Raw genomic sequence first — 21,088 nt, 5'->3', positions numbered from 1 at the left:
CATGGCCACCTGGGAGGACGTACGCCGCATCGCGCTGGGTCTGCCGGAGACGAGCGAACACCCCTCCTACCAGGGGTTGCCGGCGTGGAGGGTCCGCGACCGGGCGTTCGTCTGGGAACGGCCGCTGCGCCGTGCCGACCTCGACGCCCTCGGCGACGCCGCGCCCGACGGCCCCGTCCTCGGCGTACGGGTGCCGGACCTGGGCGCGAAGGAGGCGCTGCTCGCCGACGACCCCGCCGTCTACCTCACCACCCCGCACTTCGACGGCTACCCCGTGGTGCTGGTCCGGCTCGACCGGATCGACCCCGACGAGCTGGCCGAACTGGTCGTCGAGGCGTGGCAGGACCGGGCGCCGAAGCGCCTCGCGGCGACCTACCGGGCAAAGCGGCAGGCGTAACCGACCAATGCACCGTTCCCACTGCCGGCACGGCTCACCCGGGGTCGGGCGACGGACTATGTTCCGCGCGCCCGGCGTGGGCTAGCGTGCCGGCATGCCATCGACGTTGACCGAAGCAACGGATCCGTGGTGCCTGCGCGACGGGGAGAGCGCGGCGCTGCTGCACGGCCACCCGTGGCGACGCTTCGCGGTGCTGGGCGACAGCGTGGCCGAAGGGCTCTGCGAGCCCGTCGACGGCTATCCCGACGTGCAGTGGGCCGACCGGATCGCCGCCGAACTGCGGGTCGTCCGGCCGGAGCTGGCGTACCTCAACCTGGGCCTGCGGGGGCTGCGGGCGCACGAGGTGCGCGCCACCCAGCTCGCCCCGGCGCTGGCGTTCCGCCCCGACCTGGCGCTGGTGGTCTGCGGCGGCAACGACGCCTTCAGCCGCGCCTACGACCCGGACGCCGTCGACGCGGAGCTGGCCGCGATGGTCGAGGCGCTGCGGGCCGCCGGCGCGGACGTGATCACCGTCGGCATGTTCGACGTGTCGCTCAGCCCGGCCGTGGCGGAGCGGCACCGGGCCGGCCTCGGCGAGCGGATGCGCCGGCTCTCCGCGCGCACCGGGGCCCTCGCGGAGCGGCTCGGCACCCTGCACGTGCGACTCACCGACCACCCGCTCGTCGCCGATCCGTCGATGTACGGCGGCGACGGCCGGCACGGCAGCGCCCGCAGCGACGCGGTCGCCGCCGCCGAGACCGTCCGCCGCCTGGGCGCCCACCTCGCGGGCGCCCGGCACCGGGGCTGAGCTGGCCCACCACCGCCCGGCGGGTCAGACGCGCGCTGACCGTCTGGCCGCCGTCGCAGCGGTGCGCCGGATCATGCGGGGGGTGACGCCGCGGTAGGCGCGCGGGTCGACGGGCAGCAGCCACTGCCGGGCGCGGGCCAACGGGCCGAGGTTGAGCCCGAGGTCGTCGAGCACCTCGTCGATGTTGTGCATCGAGAACGGGATGATGCTCGTGCCACGGGCGTGCTGCCCGTTGGTCCGCGCCGCCATCCAGGCCAGCCGCGTCCGCAGTTGCTCCCGCATCCGGTCCCTGGACGGCAGCGGGATCCCACCCCGCAGGTACGCGGCCGTCCACACCGCTGCCATCTCGGCGCCGAGCGGGCTGAAGAACGAGGAGTTGTAGCCGGCGAAGGTCAGGCGCGGGACGTCGACCGGCAGGATCTGGCGGTGGAGCATGAGGTTGCCGGCGGCGTCCTCGAGCCGGGCGTGCAGGGCGGCGTCGAAGAAGGGCACGTGCTGCCGGAATCCGGTGCCGCAGATGACGAGGTCGGCGGGGAGCACCGTGCCGTCGTCGAGCCGGGCGGCCGGCCGCCCCCCGTCGACGAGGAGTTCGCCGATCTGACGATCGCGGTGCACGCTGATCCGACCGTCGGCGACCCGCTCGAAGAAGCCGTCCGTCGCGAGGCTGACCGTGCTGCGCGCGATGTCCTCGAAGGTCCCGTGCGGCACGAGACCCAGTTCGCGCAGCTTGAGCTGCCGGGTCGCGACCGACCCCACGCTGTCGAGCATGCCGCGACGCAGACCGTCGCCCGGGCCGTGCAGGAACCGCTCGAAGCCCTTCACGTCGATGTACCGGAACAGCGCCTCACCCAACCGGGTGAGCAGGAGGTACTTGTAGTTGACCGCCCCGCCGAGCTTCTTGGGCATCTTCCACAGCAGTTGGCGGGCGACGAGGTGGGTCTGCGCGGCGACGTCGCTCAGTGGGACCGCCACGTCGCAGGACGACTTGCCGTACCCGACGACGAGGACGTTCTTTCCCCGCGCCGCCTCGAGATCGTGGAACTCCCCGCAGGCCAGGACGCGTCCCCCGGCGGCGACGAAGTCCGCACGTCCCTCGAAGGGCGGGATGTACGGGTCGGAGAAGATGCCGTTGGCGACGACGAGGTGGTCGTACCGCTCCCAGGTCGCGGGGTCCCGGCCGCCCGTCGGGCGCGACGCGATCAACCACGCGGTCTCGTCGTCCACGAGCCGCGCGGCGACGACCTCCGTGGACAGTCGCAGCACGGGGCCGAGCCCGAACCGGTCCACGTAGCTCTCGACGTAGCGCTGGACCTGCTCGCCCGACGGCCACTGCGGGTAGTGGGCGGGCATCGGCAGGTCGGAGAGGTGGTAGGTGCCCTTGTTGTTCTGGGTGCGCAGCCCGGGGTATCTCCGGGTGCTGCTCCAGACGCCTCCGACGTCGGGCGTCCGGTCGAAGACGGTGACCTCGAATCCGCTCTGCCGCAGCACCTTCGCTGCGCTCAAGCCGGCGAATCCGGCACCGACGACGGCGATCCTCATGGCGAACCTCCAAAGACTCCGCGACCCGATGGTGGGAGCCGCGACAGCAGAGCGCCGGCGGCGATCGCACGCTAACGAACCCGGCGGCAGGGCAGCTATCCGTTGGACGCGGGCGACATCCGCTTAGCGCGGCCGGGGGAAGTGGCGTCGCGCGCTGTCCTGTGTCGGGTTTGGAGCACGCCTCTGTCGTGTGCTCCGCTCCGGTCCTAGTCTCGGCGCAGCAGGGCGTCCCGGCGCAGGGCCCCAGTCCCCGGGCGAACCGTTGTTCCGCGTGTCACCAGCGGCGCGCGGCCGCCCCGGCCCGGCCCGATCAGGAGGTCCCAGATGGCTGCCACGACGGTCAGGACGGACGACATCGAGCGCGCCCGCACGGAGGTGGGTCGCGTCTTCTGTCCGCACCGGCTCACGCCCCAGGCGGGCGTCCACGGCGTCCGCCTGCGAATGACGGCGCGCCGGTCGGGCGGCGTGGGCGTCGTCGACCTCGAGTACGCGCAGGCGGTGCGGATCCAGCCCGCCGCGTTGGAGACCTTCTACCTCGTACAGATGCCGCGCGGCGGCACGGCGGAGGTCCGCCACGCCGGACGCAGCGTGACCTCGACGCCGGACACCGCCTCCGTCCTCTCCCCCTACGACCCGTCGGACATGCGGTGGTCCGAGGCGTCCGCGCACCGGATCTTCTACGCCGACCGGCAGACGGTCGACCGGGAGCTCACGCGACTGCTCGGTCGACCCGTGGACGGCCAGCTCCGCTTCGACCTCGGCATGGTCATGCGCACCCCCTCGGCGGCGGCCTGGGCACGCGGGGTGGACTTCCTCGCCGACGAGCTGTCCCAACCGCAGGGTGGCTCCCTCCTCGACCACCCACAGGTCATCCGCCGCTTCGAGCAGGCGCTCATCGGCAAGCTGTTGCTGACCCACCGCCACAACCACACCGACCTGCTCGCCGAGCCGACGAGGCACCCGGCGCCCGGACGCCTCGTCCAACGCGCCTGCGCGCTGATGACGGAACACCACGACGAGGCACTCACGGTGGGCGACGTCGCGGAGGCACTGCGGGTGAGCGTACGGACGCTGCAGGACTGCTTCCGCCGCGAGCTGCAGACCACGCCGATGGCCTACCTGCGTGCCCGCCGGCTCGACGCGGTCCACGCCACGCTACGCGAGGCCGCCCCGGGCATGTCCGTGACGAGCGTCGCCCTCGACCACGGCTTCACCCACCTGGGCCGCTTCGCCAGCGAGTACCGGTCCCGCTTCGGGGAGTCGCCGTCCAGCACCCTGCGCCGCTGACCGGTCGGACCTCGTCTCGTACCCACGGCGACGGCGGCGGCGGCTCAGGCGAGCTGGGCCAGCGTCTCGCTGACGTTGTGCTCGACGATGGCGCGCATGCCGGCCCGGTCGGGGAAGTCGCCGTCGAGCAGGCGCAGCGGACCGGCCACGAGCGACAGGTGCGTCGCGAGCCGGTAGAGGCGCAGCCGGTGCCCGTCGAGACCGTCGACGGCCAGCGCCGGCCAGGCGTCGCCGAAGCGCAGTTCGAGGAAGGCGTGCTCCCACTCCACGTCGAGGAACATCGCGCCCTCGATGTCGACGAGCACCGGGTGGTCCCGCGCGTCCACGAGCACGTGGTCCGGCCCGAGTTCACCGTGGATCAGGCCGTACCGGGAACGGGGGGCCACGGCGGCGCGGCGCTCGGCGAGGGCGTCGGCGAGGCGCTGCCGTACGACGGCGATCCGCTGCACCCGGGCGGCGGCCTCGGCTAGGTCCCGCAGCGCCCGGTCGAGCACGATCGCCTCCACCGGCCGGCCGGATGCCGGCCCGTGCACGCCCGGGCGGCCGTACCGGTCGCGGCGGCGGGCGTGCATGCTCCGGACCGCGTCACCGAGCCGGGCCAGCACCACCCCGGCCCGGCGCGGGTCGCGCTCCCGCAGGTGCTGGAGGGTGCCGCCCCGGACGTCCTCCACCACCGCCACCTCCCCGGGCAGCAGGCCGGCGGTGGGGGCGAGCAGCAGCCGGGGCACCCGCACCCCGGCGGCGCTGAACTCCCGGTGCGCCGCGACGAAGAGGTCGGCTCCGGTGGCGTGCCCGAAGAGGCCGTCACGTTCCGGTGCCGCCTGCGCCGGCCAGTAGTCCTCCGCCGGATGCCACACGTAGGCGATGCCGGTGGACCCGTCGTCCAGGGTCAGCCGGTAGACGCCCTTCTTCGTGCCGCCCGCCAACCGCTCGACCGCGACCAGCGCCCGCCGGCCCCCGAAGGCCGCCCGCGCCACCGCCCGCAGCTCCCCGACCCCCAACCCCACCCGATCCCCCACCCCCCGATCCTCCCCCACCCCCACCCCCGCGTCTGAGGGGCGGGGCGGGGGCGAGGGCGGGTGGGGTCAGGGGGTGGTCAGGAGGCCGGAGAGGAGGACGCCGCGGGCCAGGTTGAGCACGCCGTCGCAGCCCGGGAAGCCCGTACGGATGCACGCGCCGGCCGGCCGGCGGCCGAACAGGTACGGGGCGATGCTGTACGGCACGTCGGCGGCCACCGTCTCGCCGGTGCCGATGTGCACGAAGTCCAGCGGCACGTCGTCGGCCTTCACGTACTCCTGGAGGATGAAACCGCCCCGCCCGACGGCGCGGGTCAGGCCGTCGCGCCACGCGTCGGGGTCGGTCTCCCGGCCGATCAGCACGTCCACCCCGGCGGAGCCGTCGGCCGGCTTCGCCACCAGGCCGGCCCGGTCGGCCACCGCCCGGTCGAGCAGTTGCGCCGTCAGCGACCAGGTACGCGGCACGTACCGGTGCACGAGGTCGCGGTCGGCGACGGGCAGCGCGTCGGCGTCCTCCCAGAGCCAGGCGAAGGCGCGCTTGTTGGCGACCAGCCAGGCCGCCGCCGACACCCACATCGGCACCGTGCCCGCCGCCAGCCCCGCCTCCAGGGCGTCCACCCCGGCGCTCGGGGTGACCCGGTTGGGCACGAAGAGCCGGAACACCCCGTCGACCGGGGCGCCGCCGGCCACCAGGCGCTTCCGGTCGTCGAGGCCGACCTGGGAGACCGGCGCGATGACCAGGTCCAGGCCGGACGCGGCGGCCCGCTCGACCACCGGCGACAGCAGCCTGATGAACCGCTGCGGGTCGTCGAGTCCCGGGTACTCGGCGTCGAAGTCGACAAGCATGGCGACCCGGGCGCCCTCGGGCAGGCCGAGACCGGCGCGGATCGCGGCGAAGCGCCGGTCCACCGCCGAGGGTGCCGCCGCCAGCCGGACCCGGTCGGTGAGGCCGCGGCGCCGGTAGAGCTCGACGAAGCGGCGCACCGTGGTGTCCGCGTCGAACGCGCCGCCGAGGCTGCTGTCGATGTTGTACTCGACGAAGCGGGGCACCCCGTCGCAGAGCAGCACGTCCGGGCGGAACGCGTCCAGCAGCGCCTCGGTGAGCGGCTCGTCGTCGTCGAGCAGCCGGGTCTCGCCGTCGGCGACGTTCAGCAGCCGGCGCAGCTCCCCCGCCGTGCCGGCCCGCCGCCGGCACGCCTCGAAGATGAGCTGGGCGAGCCGGTCGGAGACGGCGTTGAGCACGCCCAGCGACGTCTCGTCCATCACCGGCGGCCGGGCCAGGCGCCACTGCTCGTTGTAGGTGGCCCGGCCGTCGAAGACCTCCCGCCAGGATTCGGCCCCGGCGGCCACCATGTCGGCGCGCACCGGTGCGGGCAGGTCGAGCCACGCGCGCGCGGCCGAGGGCCAGCGGTAGTCGGCGTCGTTCATTCAACCGTCCTTCATGACGTGTCCGATGGCGGCCACGAGTTGCTCGCGGCTGGGCTGCACGGCCCGGTCCAGCGCCGGGGCGAACGGCAGCACCGCGCCGTCGGGGCGGGTGACCCGCCGGGGCGGCGCGACCAGCCGTACCCGCTCGACCATGGTCGCGATGATCTCCCCGGCGATGCCGCAGGAGCGGTTGGAGTCGTCCACCACCACCAGCCGTCCGGTGCGCGCCACCGACTCGGCGAGCGCGTCCCAGTCGAACGGGTAGAGCGTGCGCGGATCGAACACCTCCACCGACACCTGGTCGGCCAGCTCCTCGGCGACCGCGAGGGCGTCGTGCACCAGGTGCCCGACCGCGACCACGGTCACGTCGTCGCCGCGCCGGTGCACCCGGGCGCGGCCCAGCGGCACCGGCGCGAGGGCGGCGAGGTCGACGTCGGCGCGCACGTCCAGCGCCGCGGCGGGGGCGAAGACCACCACCGGGTCGTCGCACCGCACCGCCGACACCAGCAGGCCGTACGCGTCGGCGGGGGTGGCCGGCACCACGGTGGTCACCCCGACGTGGGCGAAGAGTCCGTACGGGTGGTCGGAGTGCTGCCCCGCCCAGCCCGTACGGGAACCGGAGCCCGGCACCAGGTAGGTGACCGGCACCGCGCACTGCCCGCCGGTCATCAGCGGGAACTTGTGGGCGTGGTTGACGATCTGCTCGAAGACCAGGAACAGCAGCGACGGGATCTGGAACTCGACCACCGGCCGCATCCCGGCCAGGGCCGCCCCCGTGGCGAAGCTGGTGAACGCCTGCTCCGACAGCGGGGTGTCGCGCACCCGCTCCGGGCCGAACCGCGCGACCAGCCCGGCGGTGACGTTCGAGGCGGCCACCCGGATGTCCTCGCCGAGCAGGAACACCGACTCGTCGCGGGCCAACTCGTCGGCGAGCGCCCGGGTGAGCGCCCTGCGGTAGGACAGCCTGGGCATCTACCCACCTCCGGTGCGGGCGGTCAGCCCGCTGGCGTACAGGTACGCGAGCGCGTCGGCCGGATCCGGTTCGGCGCCGGCGAGGGCGAACCGCACGGCCGCGTCCAGCGTGGCCTCCACCTCGGCGTCGACCTCCGCCCGGTCGGCGGCGGGGAGCCGTCCGCCCTGGATGTCCACCGGGTCGCGGGAGCGGCCCCGGGCCACCTCCTCGGGCGGGCGGTAGTCGAGGCGTACCGCGTGCTCGAAGGTGTGGTGGGCGTCGAACCGGTAGGTCCGCGCCTCGATCAGCTCGGGGCCGCCGCCGGCTCGCATCCGGTCGACGGCGGCGCTCGCGGCGGCGCGTACCGCCTCGGGGTCCTGGCCGTCCACGACGGCGGCCGGGATGCCGAAGGCGGCGGCCCGGCCGGGAATGCTGCCGGCGACCGCGCCCGCGACGGGCATGGTGGTGGCGTAGCCGTTGTTCTCGCAGACGAACAGCACCGGCACCCGCCACAGCGCGGCCAGGTTGAACGCCTCCAGCAGCATCCCCTCGTTGACCGCGCCGTCGCCGAAGAAGCTCACCCCGACGACGTCGTCGCCCCGGCGGCGGCGCGCCCAGACCGCCCCGGTGACGATCGCCCCGGACGCGCCGACGATGGCGTTGGCGCCGAGCACGCCGACGCCGAAGTCGGCGGCGTGCATCGAGCCGCCCCGGCCGGCGTTGAGGCCGGTGACCCGGCCGCACAGCTCGGCCATCATCCGGGCCGGGTCCGCGCCCTTGGCGAGCACGTGCCCGTGCCCCCGGTGGGTGCCGGCGAGCACGTCGCCGGCGCGCAGCGCGGCGCAGACCCCGGCGGCGATCCCCTCCTGCCCGAGGTACGGGTGGATGCCCCCGACGACGTGCCCGGAGCGGACCAGCTCGATGGCCCGCTCCTCGAACCGGCGGATCAGCCGCACCGTCCGGTAGAGCCGGACCGCCTCGTCCGGCCCGTCGCCCCCCGGGTGGGTCCGCCCCCGGTCGTGGCGCGACATGTCAGCCGCCCCGCGGGGCGCGGTGGCGCCAGATGACGGGGCAGTACTCGGGGTCCGCGTAGTCCGGCCGCCCGTCGTGGGTGCGGCGGACCAGCACGTCGTGGTTGTACGCGGCGAGGGTGCCGTCGGAGAGGCGGTACTCCCGCCAGGCGTTGTCGCCGTCCTGCAGGTGCAGCGAGATCGCCCGGCGCGGGCGGCCGCTGACGTTGGCGCCGCTGCCGTGGTAGGTGCGGCAGTGGTGGAAGCTCATGTGCCCCTTGGGGATCACCATCGGCACCTTGCGGATCTCCGCGCCGTTGTGGGCCGCGTTCTCGGCGAGCATGTCCTCGAGCTGGTCGCGGTCGCGGTCGGCGAAGTGACGCACCACCGTGTCGTCGGCGCCGGTCTCCGCCCAGCGGTGCGAGCCGTCGACCATCGTGATGGTGCCCATCTCCTCGCCGCAGTCGTGCAACGGGATGAACGCGGTGAGCATGTCCTGGGACGACGAGGACGCCCAGTAGTGCTTGTCGAAGTGCCAGGGCACGATGTTGGACGGCTCGCCCGAGACCGGCGGCTTGTAGATCAGGGTGGACTGGAACACGCGGATCTCGGTGGCCCGCGCGAGCCGGGCGGCGACCGCGCCGATCAGCGGCTTGCGCAGGATCGCCCCGAGCCCGTCGTGCTCGTGGTGGACGTAGTCGTTGTGCCGCTGCACCGTGCCCTTCGACGGTTCCCAGTAGGCGAGCCTCGGCGGGCGCACCGGCAGGCGGCGGTCCCGCTCGCCGGCGTAGTAGCGCTCGGCGGCCGCCGCGAGGGCGTCCACCTCGTCGTCGGTGAGCAGCTTCTTCGACAGGTACCAGCCGTGCGCGGCGTAGAACGCCACGTCCTCCTCGGAGGGCAGCAGTGCCTCCTCCTCGGCGGTCAGTACCGGCTCGAACTCGGTCGCGGTCACGCCCGCACCTCCTGCGGTGTCGGGGCCGCGACGGTGGTCCCCGCCGCGGCCAGTTCCCGTTCCTTGGCCTCGTAGAGGGCCCTGATGTTGCCGCTGCCGAAGGTCCGCGCCCCGCGCCGCTCGATCAGCTCCAGGAAGAGCGTGCGGCGCACGTGCATGGACTCGGTGAAGATCTGCAGCAGCTGCCCGCCGTGGTCGCGGTCGACGAGCACGCCGAGGTCGCGCAGCCGCTCCAGCGGCGCGTCCACCGGGCCGACGCGCGCCTCCAGGGCGTCGTAGTAGCTGGCCGGGGTGCCGGCGAACCGCACGCCCCGCTCGGCGAGGGTGGCGACCGCGGTGACGATGTCGTCGGTGCGCAGCCCCAGGTGCTGCACCCCGGCGCCGACGTGCCGGTCGAGGAAGGCGTCGAGCTGCCCGGGCCGGCGCGAGCGGTCCGGCTCCAGCAGCACCAGGGTCACCCGCCCCGACGGGCTCTGCACCACCGTGGAGTTCATCGCCTGCCCGGCGACCTCCACGTGCTCGGCGAAGATCTCCGCGAACCCGAACACGTCCCGGTAGTGCCCGACGGTCCCGGCGAGCTGGCCGGGCGGCACGCAGACCGCCAGGTGGTCGATCTCGGCGAGCAGCTTGCCGCCGCCGTCGGGAGGCGTCGTCTCGACCGCCCCGGGCAGGAACTCGTCGGCGTCGCCGCGGCGGGACACGAGGCGGTGCAGCACGTCGCCGAAGCCGCCGACCTCGGCGGTCACCACCTCGGCGTCCGCGCCGGTGTAGGTGGTCGGCGGCGTCACCCCGACCGCGCCCCGGCGCAGCAGTTCGGCGTACGCGCCGGCGGCGTCGTCCACCTCCAGCGCGACGACGGCCACGCCGTCGCCGTGCCGCTGCACGTACCTCGACGCCGGGTGCTCGGCGGTCAGCCCGGTGGTGAGCACCATCCGGACGTCGCCCTGGCTCAGCAGCAGCGACCGCTGGTCGGCCAGCCCGGTCTCGGGGCCGCCCTGGCCGCGCAGTTGGAAGCCGACCGCCCGGTCGAAGTAGAAGGCCGCCTGCCGGGCGTCGCCCACGAAGAGTTCGATGTGGTCTATCCCACGGATGTCCATGTCCTCAGCCCTTTCACGGTTGCCCGTGGTTGCCGTCCGGGCGCGGTCCGCCCGGGATGGAGCGTGGTCAGTCCCTCGGCCGGGCGGCCCGGGTGAGCAGCAGGCTCACGTTCTGTCCGCCGAAGCCGAAGGAGTTGGTCAACGCGTAACCGGTGTCCGTCCTGCGCGGCTCGCGGCGGATGTGGTCGGCCGGGCAGGCCGGGTCCGGGTCGTCGAGGTTGTGCGTCGGCGGCAGCAGGCCCCGACCGAGCGCCAGCGCGGTGGCCGCAGCCTCCAGCGCCCCGGAGGCGCCGAGCAGGTGGCCGGTGAGCGCCTTGGTGGAACTGACCGGCACGCCGCCGTCGCCGAACACCTCGGCCAGGGCGGCGGTCTCGGCGATGTCGCCGAGCTTCGTGCCGGTGCCGTGCGCGTTGACGTAGCCGACCCGCGCGGCGGGCACGCCGCCACTGGCCAGCGCGCGCCGCATGCACTCCGCCGCGCCGGCGCCGTCGGGTCGCGGGGCGGTGGGGTGGTACGCGTCGGTGTTCACCCCGTACCCGGCGACCTCGGCGTAGCCGGCGGCGCCCCGGGCGGCGGCGTGCGCGGCGCTCTCCAGAACCAGCAGGGCGGCGCCCTCGGCGAGGACGAACCCGTTGCGGCGGGTGTCGAACGGCCGGCTCGCCGCGGTCGCGTCGGCCCAGCCCCGGGCGAGCGCCCGGGCGTTGCCGAAGGTGTCGGCGAAGGTCGGGAACAGCGGCGCCTCGCTGGCCCCGCAGACCACCACGTCGGCCTCCCCGGCACGGATCAGCCGCACCGCGTCGGCGATCGCCTGGGCGCCCGAGGCGCAGGCGGTGCCGACCGACGAGGTGTAGCCGCGGATGCCGTACCGGATGGCGACGCGGGCCGACGGCATGTTCGGCAGGATGCCGGTGAGCAGGTACGGGCTGACCGCCGCCCGGCCCCGCTCGGCGCGGGTGAGCACCTGCGCCTCCAGGGTGGCCAGCCCGCCGACGCCGCCGACGATCACGCCGATCCGGCCCGGGTCCACGTCCCGGCCCACCTCGAGGCCGGCGTCGGCGAGCGCGTCCGCGGCGGCGAGCAGGGCGAGCACCACGACCCGGTCCAGCACCCTGGTCTCCGGCCCGGAGGCGACGGTGCGCGGGTCGACGTCGGGGAGCAGGCCGGCCACCTCCAGCGACCCGGCCGCCGGATGCCCTGCCGGCGGTCGGGCCAGCCCGGAACGGCCGGAGCAGAGCGCGTCGAAGGTGGCGTCGACGCCCCGCCCGGCGGGGGTGAACAGCCCCATCCCGGTGATCACGGCGGTCATGACGGCGACTCGGTGAGGTACCGCTCCCGCAGGGCCACCTTGCGCACCTTGCCGGTGACGGTGACCGGGATGTCCGCCGAGCGGACCGGCACGACCCGGCGCAGGGTCGCGCCGACGTCGGGGCCGAGCGCGGTCCGTACCCGCCCGGTGCGGTCCTCGGCGGGGTCGGCGCCGGCGGCGAGTTCCAGCAGCACGTCGGTGACCACCCCGTCGGCCCCCGAGGTGATCACCACCGTGCAGTCGGTGACGTCCGGGCAGGCCGCGAGGACCCGCTCCTCGGACAGGGCGGTGTAGAACCACCGCCCGTCCCCGGCGTCGACCGCGTCGACGGCCCGGTCCAGGTGGTAGTAGCGGCCCTCGTCGTCGGCGTACACCAGGTCGCCGGTGAGGTACCAGCCGCGCTGCCGGGACCGGTACGTGGTGGCCGAGTCGTTCCAGTAGCCGCGGAACAGCGAGGGTGAGTCGATGCCGAGCCGGCCCACCTCGCCGGCCGGCACCGGGTCGCCCCCGGCGTCGAGCACGGCGACCCTGGCGAACCGGTAGGGCCGCCCGACGCAGCGGCCGTAGCGGTCGGTGTCGACGCGGTGGGTGACGTGGAACATCGAGTGCCCCATCTCGCTGGAGCCGAGCCCGTCGATGAAGACCGAGCCGGGCACGCGGGTGACCCCGTCGCGGGTCACCACGTCGCGGGAGCCGACCGCGACCAGCCGGCGTACGTGCGGCTCGTGCGAGCAGTCGCCGGTGTTGAACCACAGCGACACCGAGTCCAGGTCGTACGCGGACAGGTCGAAGCGCGCCAGTTCCGCCCAGGTCACGGAGAACCCGAACACCCCGTCGGGACGCCAGCGCTGGATCGCCTCCAGCACCCGCTCCCCGCCCTGCTCGGAGAGCAGGAGCATCTCGGCGCAGTTGCCGAGGGCCTGGTTGACCATGAGCACGGTGGCGGTGTGCGGGGCGGGCAGCGCGTTGAGGATGCGACGGGTGCCCTGCGCCTGCGGCATGGCGAGCAGGTGCCGGGTGGCGGCGAAGAGGCTGGCGTGCGAGTGCAGCACCGCCTTGGGCACCCCCGTGGTGCCGGAGGTGTGGGTGATGACGACCGGGTCGTCGGCGTGGTGCCGGTAGTGCTCGGGCGCGGCGGCGGGGTCGCCGGTGCCGGCCTCGGTCGGCGTACCCAGCACCGGCACGCCGAGGTCGTGGCCCGCCAGCAGGGCGCCGTGCGCGTCGTCGGCGAGCACCCCGACGCCGCGCAGCCGGCGCACGTACTCGGCGGCTATCTCGGGGCGCAGCCCGCCGTTCATCAGCGCCGGGATCGCGCCGAGGCGGGCCAGCGCGAGGAAGCTGAGCACCATGTCGGCGGCGGCGGTGGCCCACACGGCGACCGGGTCGCGGGGCCGGATCCCCCGCTCGTGCAGCCAGGCGGCGCGGGCGGCGACCCGCTCTTCGAGCCGGCCGAGCGTGAGCTCCCGCCCGGCCGGGTGGCCGTCCACGGCGGTGTCGAAGGTGAGGCCCGGCCCGTCCGGGTCGGCACCGTGCGCCAGCACCCGGGTCAGCACGTTGCCGGCGCCGACGCGCTCGTCGGCGGCCAGCGCCGCGCGCAGTCCCCTGTTCCTCATGGTGCGTCTCCTCCCCCCAGCAGCACCGCGACGGTGCCGGTCCCGGGTGCCCCGCCCGGGGCACCGGCCCGGCGGTCCGCGCCGCCGTCGTCGTCGGGCGCCTGTTCGATCAGGACCAGCAACGCCCGGTCGGCGTCGCCGTCGTGCAGCAGCAGCGCGACCTCGGCAATGCCCTCGGCGCGCGGGTCGCCGGTCGGTGCGAGGCAGACCACCGGCCCGCCGAGGCCCCAGCGGGCGGCCACGTGCCCGGCCACGCTGTTGGGCACCGACTGGAAGAAGAACAGTGGTCCGGGTCGGCCGCCGGCGGCGACCGTGGCGCGCACGTGCGCCGCGCTGGCGCGGTCCCCGGTCGCGCTGACCAGCACGACCGCGGTCCGCTCACCGCCGGGGGCCGGCCGCCGGCCGTACGCCCGGGTCAGGCAGCGCTCGGCGACGGCCGCGACGAGGGGCGGAAAGCTGGAGTGCACGTACCCGGGCACCGGCGGTGGCGCCCCGTCGCCCGGCTCGGGCCAGGCCGCCTCGGCCAGCACGGCGAGGTGCCCGGCGGGGTCGGCGGCGGTTGCGCTCATGGCGCACCGACCAGCAGCGCGGTGTTGGCGCCGCCGAAGGCGGCGTTGAGGCTCAGCGCGTACCGGCTGGTGACGGGCCGGGGCGCGGCGCGCACGACGTCGAGCGGGCAGGCCGGGTCGGGGCCGAGCCAGCCGGCGTTGACGGGCAGCTTCCCGTGCCGCAGGGCGAGCACGGTCACCACCAGTTCCAGCAGGCCGGAGGCCTCCAGGGCGTGCCCGTGCAGCGCCTTGGTGGAGCTGACGGGCACGTGCGTCGCGGCCGCGCCGAGCGCGGTGCGCAGCGCGCTCGCCTCGGCGGCGTCGCTGTGGACGGCGCCGGTGGCGTTGGCGTTGACGTACCCGATCGACTCCGCCGGGAGCCCGCCACGGCGCAGCGCCGCCGTGACCGCGCGGGCCAGGCCGCGCCCGCCCGGCTCCGGCTGGCAGGGGTGGAACGCGTCCCCGGCCCGGCCCCAGCCGAGCAGGTCGGCGACCGCCTCCCGGGCGCCGGCCCGCGCCTCCAGCACGACCGCGGCGACGCCGTCGCCGAGCAGCAGGCCGGTGCGGCCCGCGCTGAACGGGCGCACCGCGCCGTCGGTGGCGAGGGCACGGCCGGCGTCGAAGAGCGCGTACTGGTCCGGCTCGACCAGGTAGCCGGCGGCCACCACCGCCCGGTCGACGTCGCCCCGGCGGATCAGGGCGGCGGCGTCGACGACCGCGCTGCCGGCCGAGACGCAGGCCGTGGTGTACGCCCGGGTGGGGCCGGTGAGCCCCGTCCGGGCGGCCAGCGCGGTGGTGAGCGCCGGCACGTCCGTGCCGCCGTGCACGGCCAGCAGCAGGGCGGTGCCGGCCCGGCGGCCGGCGTCGAGGCCGGCGTGCCGGCAGGCGGCGTCGACGGCTTCGGCGAGTTCGTCGGCGAGGTCGCCGGCGTCGGGCAGGGTGGCGGCGGCGTCGACCCGGCGGGGTGCGGTGTCGAAGCGGTCCACCGGCCGGAACGCCGGTTCGCCGGCGAGCACACCGGCGAGCTGCGCGTCGGTTCCCCTGCCGAACGCGCTGCTCGCGTGGACGCCGGTGAGCCGGACGGCCGCCGGCTCAGCCATCGGCGGCGGCGGTCAGGGCGGTCCGGAAGACCGCCAGGGCGTCGTCGACGGTGCGGATCGCGGCGAGCTGGTCGTCGGTGAGGTCGAGCCGCCGGTCGTGGCGCTGCTCGACGAGGTGCACGAGCCAGGCCAGTTCCATGGAGCCGATCCGGTCACCGACCTCCGCGGGTGGCTTGCCGGCCAGGTCGGCGAGCATGGCCACCAGCTCGGCGCGCCCCAGGTCGGGCTGACCGGCCATCAGGAGTTGTCGCTCGTCGCCCCGGCGACCCGGTCGGCGATCATCGTGGTGAACTCGCCGACCGTCATCAGGGCCAGCTTCTCGGACTCGTCGTCGGCGAACTTCAGGCCGTAGCGGTCCTCGACGCGTACGGCGAGGTCGGCCAGGGCCAGCGACTCCAGGTCCACTCCGGACGGGCCGAGCGTGGTGTCGTCGTCGATGCCCTCGACGTCGTAGTTCATGTCCTCGAGCTGCTCGACGACGAAGGCGCGGATCTCGGGTCGCATGGTTAACCTCTTTCCGTGAGCCAGTTACCGGTGCCCGGTCGGGACACCGCGTACGTGTGGATCGGTCGGGGTGTGGGCGGTCGGCCGACCCCGGCCGGGCGGCTGTTGCGGCGGGCGGGTGCCGCGCTGCTCGGCCGCGCGGAGGCGGAGATCGTGGTGGAGCACGGCCGCGACGGGCGTCCGCTGGTCGCGGTGTCCGGCGCGGGGGTCCGGGTGGAGCTTCCGGTCAGCGTCAGCCGGGCCGACGGCGTGGTCGCGGTCGCCGCCCGGGCAGCCGGCCCGGTGGGGGTCGACGTGGAGTGGTGCCGCCCGTTGCCCGCGCTGGCGCTGGCCGGGCGATGGTTCGCGCCGGCCGAGGCGGCGTGGCTGGCCGGGCGTGGCGCCGACGGGCGGGCTCATGACTTCCTGCGGCTGTGGACGGCGAAGGAGGCCGTGGGCAAGGCGCTCGGGACGGGGCTGCGCGACGGCGGTCTGCGGCGGCTCATGCCGGCGCCCGACGCCCTCGACGGGGTGCTGCGACCGGTGCCCGACGCCCTCGACGGGGTGCTGCGGCCGCCGGGCGCCGCGCGGTTGCGCGTCGGGCATCCCCGCCTGGGCGGGGGCCTGGTCCTGGCGGTCGCGGTAGCCGCCGACGAGGCGGTGCCGGTCCGGGTGGTGTCGGTCGAATCGGACGGGGCGGTCGCGGCGGCGCGGTGCAGCGCTCACGAGGCGGCCGCCCGCAGCGCGTCGGTCGAGCGGACCAGCTTGCCGGTGGTGGTGCGCGGCAACTGATCCACCAGTCGCAGGGTGCGGGGTCGCTTGTAGCCGGCCAGCCGCTCGGCGAGCAGCTTGTCGAGCACCTCCTCCGACAGCGGCCCGTCCGGCTGCACGTAGGCGGTGATGCCGCCGTCGAAGACGACCACGGCGGCGGCGACGCCGGGCAGGGCGGCGACGGTCGCCTCCACCTCCGTCAGGTCGACCTTCAGGCCGCCGACGGAGACCTGCGAGTCGAGCCGCCCGCGGACGGTGACCAGGCCGGTGTCCCGGTCCACGGTGCCGGCGTCGCGGGTGCGCAGCCAGCCGTCGGCCCAGCGGGTGGGGTCGCTCAGCCCGACGTACGGCGACGCGGGGCAGCTCACCCACAGCTCACCGTCGACGTCGCGGACCTCGATCCCGGGCGCCGGGGCGATCGACGGACGGTGCCGGCCGTGCAGGTCGGTGCCGATGACGCCGACCTCGGTCATCCCGTACATGTTGCCCAGCGGCACGCCGTAGCGGTCGGTGAAGGCGCGGGCGACGGCGGCCGGCACCAGCTCCCCGCCGGTGGTCATGCGCCGAAACTGCGGCAGCGGCCCGGTGGGGCGGGTGGAGGCGAGCAGTCCGATGTGGAACGGCACGCCGAGCACGGTGGCCGGCGAGTCGTCGGCGGCGATCGCGGCCAGCACGGCGTCGCCGGCGAGCCGCTGCGGCGGCACCAGCTCGACGCCGGCGTGCAGGCCGTGGAGCAGGCCGCCGACCAGGCCGAGCACGTGCACCATCGAGGGCAACAGGATGATCCGCTCGCCGGGCAGCGCCACGCCGTCGATGCGGCTGTAGCGGAGCACCTCGGCGACCAGGTCGTCGGCGGTACGCCCGATCACCTTGGACGGCCCGGTGGAGCCGGAGCTGAGCTGGATCACCGCGTGCCCGCTGACCGCCGGGCGGTCGGCGTACGCGGTGACGCCCTCGGTGACGTCGACGAAGACCCGCAGTCCACTGTCGCCGGTGCGGACGGGGGCCACCACCACCTGCGGGGTGAGCCGCCGCAGGGCCCGGTCGACCTCGTGGTCGGTGAGCCGGTGGTCGAGCAGGATCGCCTGCGCGCCGCTGCGCCAGGTGGCCAGCAGGTTCACCACGTAGGCCAGGGAGGGCGGCATCCGCAGCGCCGCCGCTCCGCCGGGACGCAGTCCGGCGGCGGCGAGGCGAACCTGCGCGTCGGCCACCAACCGGCGCAGGGCGCCCCGGTCGACCGGTTCGGGAAGCCGGAGACAAATGTCGGTGGAACGGCCTCGGAGCAGAATTTCATCGACCCAGATCGGGTCTGTCGGCGCAGGATTTCCCGTCGTCACTACCGTTCACCGCCCAGCCTCGAACAGGGCGGAATCGCCCATAAGGTGTGCCTGTCGGGGTGCTGCGGGGAACCTTACGACGCCGTCCGGATGCATAGCTAGATGCAAATGGCTAGATCAGAAAGGGCGGCTGGCCGGATTGCCCACGACCGCTTCGGCGGGCAGGATCGGGCGCGTACGCCGACTGAGGGTATCCGCCGGATGACCCATCGTGCGTACGGCGCGGCACGTCCACCGGACGGCCGATGGTGCTCTTCGGGCACGCCGATACGGCCGCGCGGGGCGAGCCGGAGGGCGGGCCGGGCAGGCCGGGCGGGACAGGCCGGGCGACGGGGGCGGGCCAAGGTCCTCGCCGACGGTCGACGACGAGGTGGGGACGTCGGATGCAGGTGGACGGCGCGACGGCCGGGAAGGCGGTGCGGGGCGGGGCTCAGGCCGGGTACGCGGCGGGAGTCTGGGCGAGGACGAGGAAGCGCAGCGACCGGGCGTCGGTGAAGCACTCCCGCATCGGCCGCACCAGGTCGCGGTGCTCCGGGCTGCGTTCCCACGCCTCGAAGTCCGCCAGGCTCGCCCACTCGCTGGTGATCAGCCACTGCTCCGGGTCGGCCGACGACCGGCAGACCTGGTCGACGAGGTGCCCGGGCACGCCGCCGGCCACGAGGTGCCGAACCGCCTCGTACGCGGCCAGGAACGCCTCCGTACGCTCGGACGGCACCCGCACGAGGAACACCACACGCGCCCGGCGCGCGCCCGCGTCGGCTCCCCGCTGCGCCCCGACCCGGGACCCGTCGGGCGTGGTGCCGGTGACCTGCTCGCTCACGGCGTCGCTCCCCTCTGTGGCGCTGCCCCGCGCAGGACCAGCGCGCTGTTGAAACCGTCGAAGCCGCGGGCGCAGACCAGCGCCAGCCGGCTGCGCGGGCGCCGGTGCTCCCGCAGGAAGTCCAACTCGCAGCCCTCGGCCACCTCGTCCGGCCCGGCGGACGCCGGCAGCGTGTCGTGGCCGAACGCGAGCAGCGCGGTGGCGACGTCCAACGCCGAGCCGCCCTGGTGCGCGCGGCCGGTCAGCGGCTTCTGCGTGCTCACCGGGGGCGGGCGGTCACCGAAGACGGCGCGCAGCGCCGTGGCCTCGCTGCGGTCGTAGCGGGGCACGCCGAGCGCGTCGGGCAGCACCACGTCGACCGTCTCCGGCGCGACGCCGGCCCGGTCGAGGGCCAACCGCATGGCGCGGGCGTACTGCCCGGGGTCGCCGGCGGTGTCCGGGCCGGTGTGCACGGCGTCGTGGGTGGCGCCCCAGCCGGTCACCTCGCCGTAGACGCGCGCGCCCCGCGACAGCGCGTGGCCCAGCTCCTCGACGACGAACACCGCCCCGCCCTCGGCCGGCAGGTAGCCGCTGGCGGCCGCGTCGAACGGCCGGTAGGCCCGCTCCGGGTCGGCGGAGTCGCTGAGCAGGCCGGAGCGCAGCTGGCAGGCCAGGGCGTACGGGCTCAGCGGGCACTCGGTCGCCCCGGCGATCACCACCGGCGTGCCCCGGCGTACCGCCCGCGCGGCGTGCGCCAGGCTGTCCAGCCCGCCGGCCGCCTCGGCGACCAGCACCCCGCACGGCCCCTTGAACTGGTGGTGGATGGAGAGCTGCCCGACGCTGGCCGCGTAGAACCACGCGATCGACTGGTACGCCCCGACCGTGCGCGACGGCCCGCCCCAGAGCCGTTGCAGCTCCCGCTGCCCGAACAGGTTCCCACCGGAGGAGCTGGCCAGCGCCACGGCGTAGCCGTACGGGTCGGGGGCGCGCTCGGGCAGGCCGGCGTCGGCCAGCGCCAGCCGGGTCGCGGCGAAGCCGAGGTGCGTCCACCGGTCGGTCTGCACCAGCCGGCGGGTGTCGGCGTACGCGGCGGCGTCGAAGCCGGGCACCTCCCCACCGTGGCGGGTGGGGTAGCCGGCCGGGTCGAACAGCGTGATCGGCCCGGTGCGGCGGGTGCCGGCGAGCACCGTACGCCAGTGCGCGTCCACGCCGATCCCGCTGGGCGCGACGACGCCGATGCCGGTCACCACGGCCCGCGCGGTCACGCCGGCACCCCGGCGGGCAGCCGGCGGAACACCATCGCCGACTGGAAACCGCCGAACCCGCTGCCCACCGAGAGCGCCACGTCGACCGGCAGCTCCCGCGCCTCGTTCGGGACGTAGTCCAGGTCGCACTCCGGGTCGCGGGTGCTCCAGTTGGCCGTCGGCGGCACCACGCCGAACTCGACGGCCAACGCGCACGCCGCCATCTCGATCGAGCCGATCGCGCCCAGCGAGTGCCCGACCATGGACTTGATCGAGCTGATCGGCACCCCGTACGCGGCCTGGCCCAGCGCCCGCTTGAACGCGGCGGTCTCGTGCCGGTCGTTCTGCCGCGTGCCCGAGCCGTGGGCGCTGATGTAGGAGACCTGTTCGGGGGCGATGCGCCCCTGCTTCAGCGCGGCCGAGATGGCCAGCCCCATCTCCAGCCCGTCGGGCCGCAGCCCCGTCATGTGGTAGCCGTTGCTGCGGCTGGCGTAGCCGGCGACCTCGCAGTAGACGTGCGCCCCGCGGCGCCGGGCGTGCCCGGCCTCCTCCAGCACCAGCACCGCCGCCCCCTCGGCGAGGACGAAGCCGTGCCGGTCCGCGTCGAACGGGCGGGAGGCGTGCGCCGGGTCGTCGTTGTCCGGGCTGGTCGCCTTGATCGCGTCGAAGGAGGCGACGGTGACCGGGGAGATCGGCGAGTCGGCGGCCCCGGCCAGCACGATGTCGGCCTCGCCGTCGGCGATGAGCTGGTGGGCGTACCCGATGGCGTCGATGCCGGAGGTGCAGCCGGTGGAGACCACCTGCGCGGGGCCGTGCAGCCCGTGCCGGCACGCCACGTCGGCGGCCAGGCTGCTGGGCACGAGCGCCTGGTAGAGGTACGGGCCGCCGCGTCCGGCGTCGACCAGCCACCGGCGGCCGGCGTCGCTGACCGTGACGTACTCCTGTTCCAGGGCCGTGGTGCCGCCGACGGCGGTGCCGAGCACCACGCCGGTACGGTCCCGCTGCGCGTCGGTGAGCTCCAGGCCGGAGTCCGTGAGGGCCTCGGCGGCGCAGGCGAGGGCGAACTGCACGTAGCGGTCGGCGCGCCGCAGCTCGGTCGGGGTGAGGCCGGCGGCGACGGGGTCGAAGTCGCACTCGGCGGCGATCTGCGACCGGAACGGCGACGGGTCGAAGAAGGTGATCCGCCGGGTGGCGGTACGCCCCTCGGTGATGGTCTTCCAGAACCGGTCCCGGCTGGCGCCGCCGGGGGCGACCACCCCGACGCCGGTCACCACCGTGCGGCGCCCGCTCACGACATCACCTCAGTTCGCGACTGCGGGGCTCGCAACCCCGGCTCACTCCTCGCACTCACGACATCACCTCAGTTCGCGACTGCGGGGCTCGCAACCCCGGCTCACTCCTCGCACTCACGACGCCACCTCA

General features: G+C 75.3%; 21 protein-coding genes. 4 read left to right on the top strand and 17 right to left on the bottom strand.

All coding sequences use genetic code 11. The annotated features are described in order from the left end of the window. Nucleotide 1 precedes the first annotated feature (1 nt). Nucleotides 2-397 carry an MmcQ/YjbR family DNA-binding protein gene (locus tag V6U77_RS15265; protein ID WP_334606980.1) on the top strand — a complete coding sequence of 132 codons (396 nt, stop codon included), beginning with the start codon at nt 2-4 and terminating at the stop codon, nt 395-397. Nucleotides 398-491: 94 nt separating this feature from the next. Further along, nucleotides 492-1,184 (top strand): SGNH/GDSL hydrolase family protein, encoded by a 693-nt coding sequence (locus V6U77_RS15260; protein WP_334606979.1) that lies wholly within the window; start codon nt 492-494, stop codon nt 1,182-1,184. Between the two features lie 24 nt (nt 1,185-1,208). On the opposite strand, the gene V6U77_RS15255 is transcribed toward V6U77_RS15260, so the two are convergent. Continuing rightward, nucleotides 1,209-2,723: a flavin-containing monooxygenase gene (locus V6U77_RS15255; RefSeq protein WP_334606978.1), complete on the bottom strand. Its 1,515-nt coding sequence runs from the start codon at nt 2,721-2,723 to the stop codon at nt 1,209-1,211. Between the two features lie 324 nt (nt 2,724-3,047). Here V6U77_RS15255 and V6U77_RS15250 point away from each other — a divergent pair, with 324 nt between their 5' ends. After that, nucleotides 3,048-4,010, top strand: a complete 963-nt coding sequence (locus tag V6U77_RS15250) for an AraC family transcriptional regulator (protein ID WP_334606977.1) — start codon at nt 3,048-3,050, stop codon at nt 4,008-4,010. Between the two features lie 44 nt (nt 4,011-4,054). On the opposite strand, the gene V6U77_RS15245 is transcribed toward V6U77_RS15250, so the two are convergent. The 12 genes from V6U77_RS15245 to V6U77_RS15190 all read right to left on the bottom strand — a co-directional run bounded on the left by V6U77_RS15245 (nt 4,055) and on the right by V6U77_RS15190 (nt 15,536). Continuing rightward, nucleotides 4,055-5,029: a phosphotransferase family protein gene (locus V6U77_RS15245; RefSeq protein WP_334606976.1), complete on the bottom strand. Its 975-nt coding sequence runs from the start codon at nt 5,027-5,029 to the stop codon at nt 4,055-4,057. A gap of 66 nt (nt 5,030-5,095) precedes the next feature. Beyond that, nucleotides 5,096-6,454 carry a hypothetical protein gene (locus tag V6U77_RS15240; RefSeq protein ID WP_334606975.1) on the bottom strand — a complete coding sequence of 453 codons (1,359 nt, stop codon included), beginning with the start codon at nt 6,452-6,454 and terminating at the stop codon, nt 5,096-5,098. After that, nucleotides 6,455-7,426, bottom strand: a complete 972-nt coding sequence (locus tag V6U77_RS15235; RefSeq protein ID WP_334606974.1) for an alpha-ketoacid dehydrogenase subunit beta — start codon at nt 7,424-7,426, stop codon at nt 6,455-6,457. It abuts the gene before it with no gap. Beyond that, entirely contained in the window at nt 7,427-8,437 is a 1,011-nt protein-coding gene (locus V6U77_RS15230) for a thiamine pyrophosphate-dependent dehydrogenase E1 component subunit alpha (RefSeq protein WP_334606973.1), read from the bottom strand. A 1-nt stretch (nt 8,438) separates the two neighbouring features. Then, complete coding sequence (locus V6U77_RS15225) at nt 8,439-9,368, bottom strand: phytanoyl-CoA dioxygenase family protein (protein WP_334606972.1); 930 nt, start codon at nt 9,366-9,368, stop codon at nt 8,439-8,441. Further along, the gene (hppD, locus tag V6U77_RS15220; RefSeq protein ID WP_334606971.1) at nt 9,365-10,465 is read right to left on the bottom strand and encodes a 4-hydroxyphenylpyruvate dioxygenase; all 1,101 of its coding nucleotides are present in this window, start codon (nt 10,463-10,465) and stop codon (nt 9,365-9,367) included. Before hppD ends, V6U77_RS15225 begins: the two co-directional genes overlap by 4 nt. Before the next feature lie 67 nt (nt 10,466-10,532). Beyond that, nucleotides 10,533-11,771, bottom strand: a complete 1,239-nt coding sequence (locus V6U77_RS15215) for a beta-ketoacyl-[acyl-carrier-protein] synthase family protein (RefSeq protein WP_334606970.1) — start codon at nt 11,769-11,771, stop codon at nt 10,533-10,535. Next, nucleotides 11,768-13,384, bottom strand: coding sequence for a class I adenylate-forming enzyme family protein (locus tag V6U77_RS15210; RefSeq protein WP_334606969.1), 1,617 nt, complete (start codon nt 13,382-13,384; stop codon nt 11,768-11,770). The genes V6U77_RS15215 and V6U77_RS15210 overlap by 4 nt, the downstream gene beginning before the upstream one ends. Continuing rightward, nucleotides 13,381-13,953, bottom strand: coding sequence for a beta-ketoacyl synthase chain length factor (locus V6U77_RS15205; RefSeq protein WP_334606968.1), 573 nt, complete (start codon nt 13,951-13,953; stop codon nt 13,381-13,383). The genes V6U77_RS15210 and V6U77_RS15205 overlap by 4 nt, the downstream gene beginning before the upstream one ends. Further along, nucleotides 13,950-15,032 carry a beta-ketoacyl-[acyl-carrier-protein] synthase family protein gene (locus tag V6U77_RS15200; protein WP_334606967.1) on the bottom strand — a complete coding sequence of 361 codons (1,083 nt, stop codon included), beginning with the start codon at nt 15,030-15,032 and terminating at the stop codon, nt 13,950-13,952. The genes V6U77_RS15205 and V6U77_RS15200 overlap by 4 nt, the downstream gene beginning before the upstream one ends. Then, complete coding sequence (locus V6U77_RS15195) at nt 15,025-15,270, bottom strand: acyl carrier protein (protein ID WP_334606966.1); 246 nt, start codon at nt 15,268-15,270, stop codon at nt 15,025-15,027. Before V6U77_RS15195 ends, V6U77_RS15200 begins: the two co-directional genes overlap by 8 nt. Then, entirely contained in the window at nt 15,270-15,536 is a 267-nt protein-coding gene (locus V6U77_RS15190) for an acyl carrier protein (RefSeq protein WP_334606965.1), read from the bottom strand. Before V6U77_RS15190 ends, V6U77_RS15195 begins: the two co-directional genes overlap by 1 nt. Before the next feature lie 15 nt (nt 15,537-15,551). On the opposite strand from V6U77_RS15190, the gene V6U77_RS15185 reads away from it, so the two are divergent. Continuing rightward, nucleotides 15,552-16,307, top strand: a complete 756-nt coding sequence (locus V6U77_RS15185; RefSeq protein ID WP_334606964.1) for a 4'-phosphopantetheinyl transferase family protein — start codon at nt 15,552-15,554, stop codon at nt 16,305-16,307. Here V6U77_RS15185 and V6U77_RS15180 read toward each other — a convergent pair. From V6U77_RS15180 to V6U77_RS15165, 4 genes are all read right to left on the bottom strand, one after another. Further along, a complete protein-coding gene (locus tag V6U77_RS15180) occupies nt 16,238-17,623 on the bottom strand; it encodes a class I adenylate-forming enzyme family protein (protein ID WP_334606963.1) in 1,386 nt (461 codons plus the stop codon). The two genes, V6U77_RS15185 and V6U77_RS15180, sit on opposite strands and share 70 nt — an antisense overlap. Before the next feature lie 430 nt (nt 17,624-18,053). Continuing rightward, a complete protein-coding gene (locus V6U77_RS15175; protein ID WP_334607020.1) occupies nt 18,054-18,356 on the bottom strand; it encodes an antibiotic biosynthesis monooxygenase family protein in 303 nt (100 codons plus the stop codon). An 83-nt stretch (nt 18,357-18,439) separates the two neighbouring features. Continuing rightward, nucleotides 18,440-19,687, bottom strand: coding sequence for a beta-ketoacyl synthase N-terminal-like domain-containing protein (locus V6U77_RS15170; protein WP_334606962.1), 1,248 nt, complete (start codon nt 19,685-19,687; stop codon nt 18,440-18,442). Further along, entirely contained in the window at nt 19,684-20,958 is a 1,275-nt protein-coding gene (locus V6U77_RS15165) for a beta-ketoacyl-[acyl-carrier-protein] synthase family protein (RefSeq protein WP_334606961.1), read from the bottom strand. The genes V6U77_RS15170 and V6U77_RS15165 overlap by 4 nt, the downstream gene beginning before the upstream one ends. Nucleotides 20,959-21,088: the final 130 nt, after the last annotated feature.

It is taken from the genome of Micromonospora sp. CPCC 205546, from assembly GCF_036902715.1.
In the GTDB taxonomy this organism is placed as follows: domain Bacteria; phylum Actinomycetota; class Actinomycetes; order Mycobacteriales; family Micromonosporaceae; genus Micromonospora.
The sequence above is the reverse complement of the archived record's forward strand: the minus strand, read 5'-3'. Positions and strand labels throughout refer to the sequence as shown.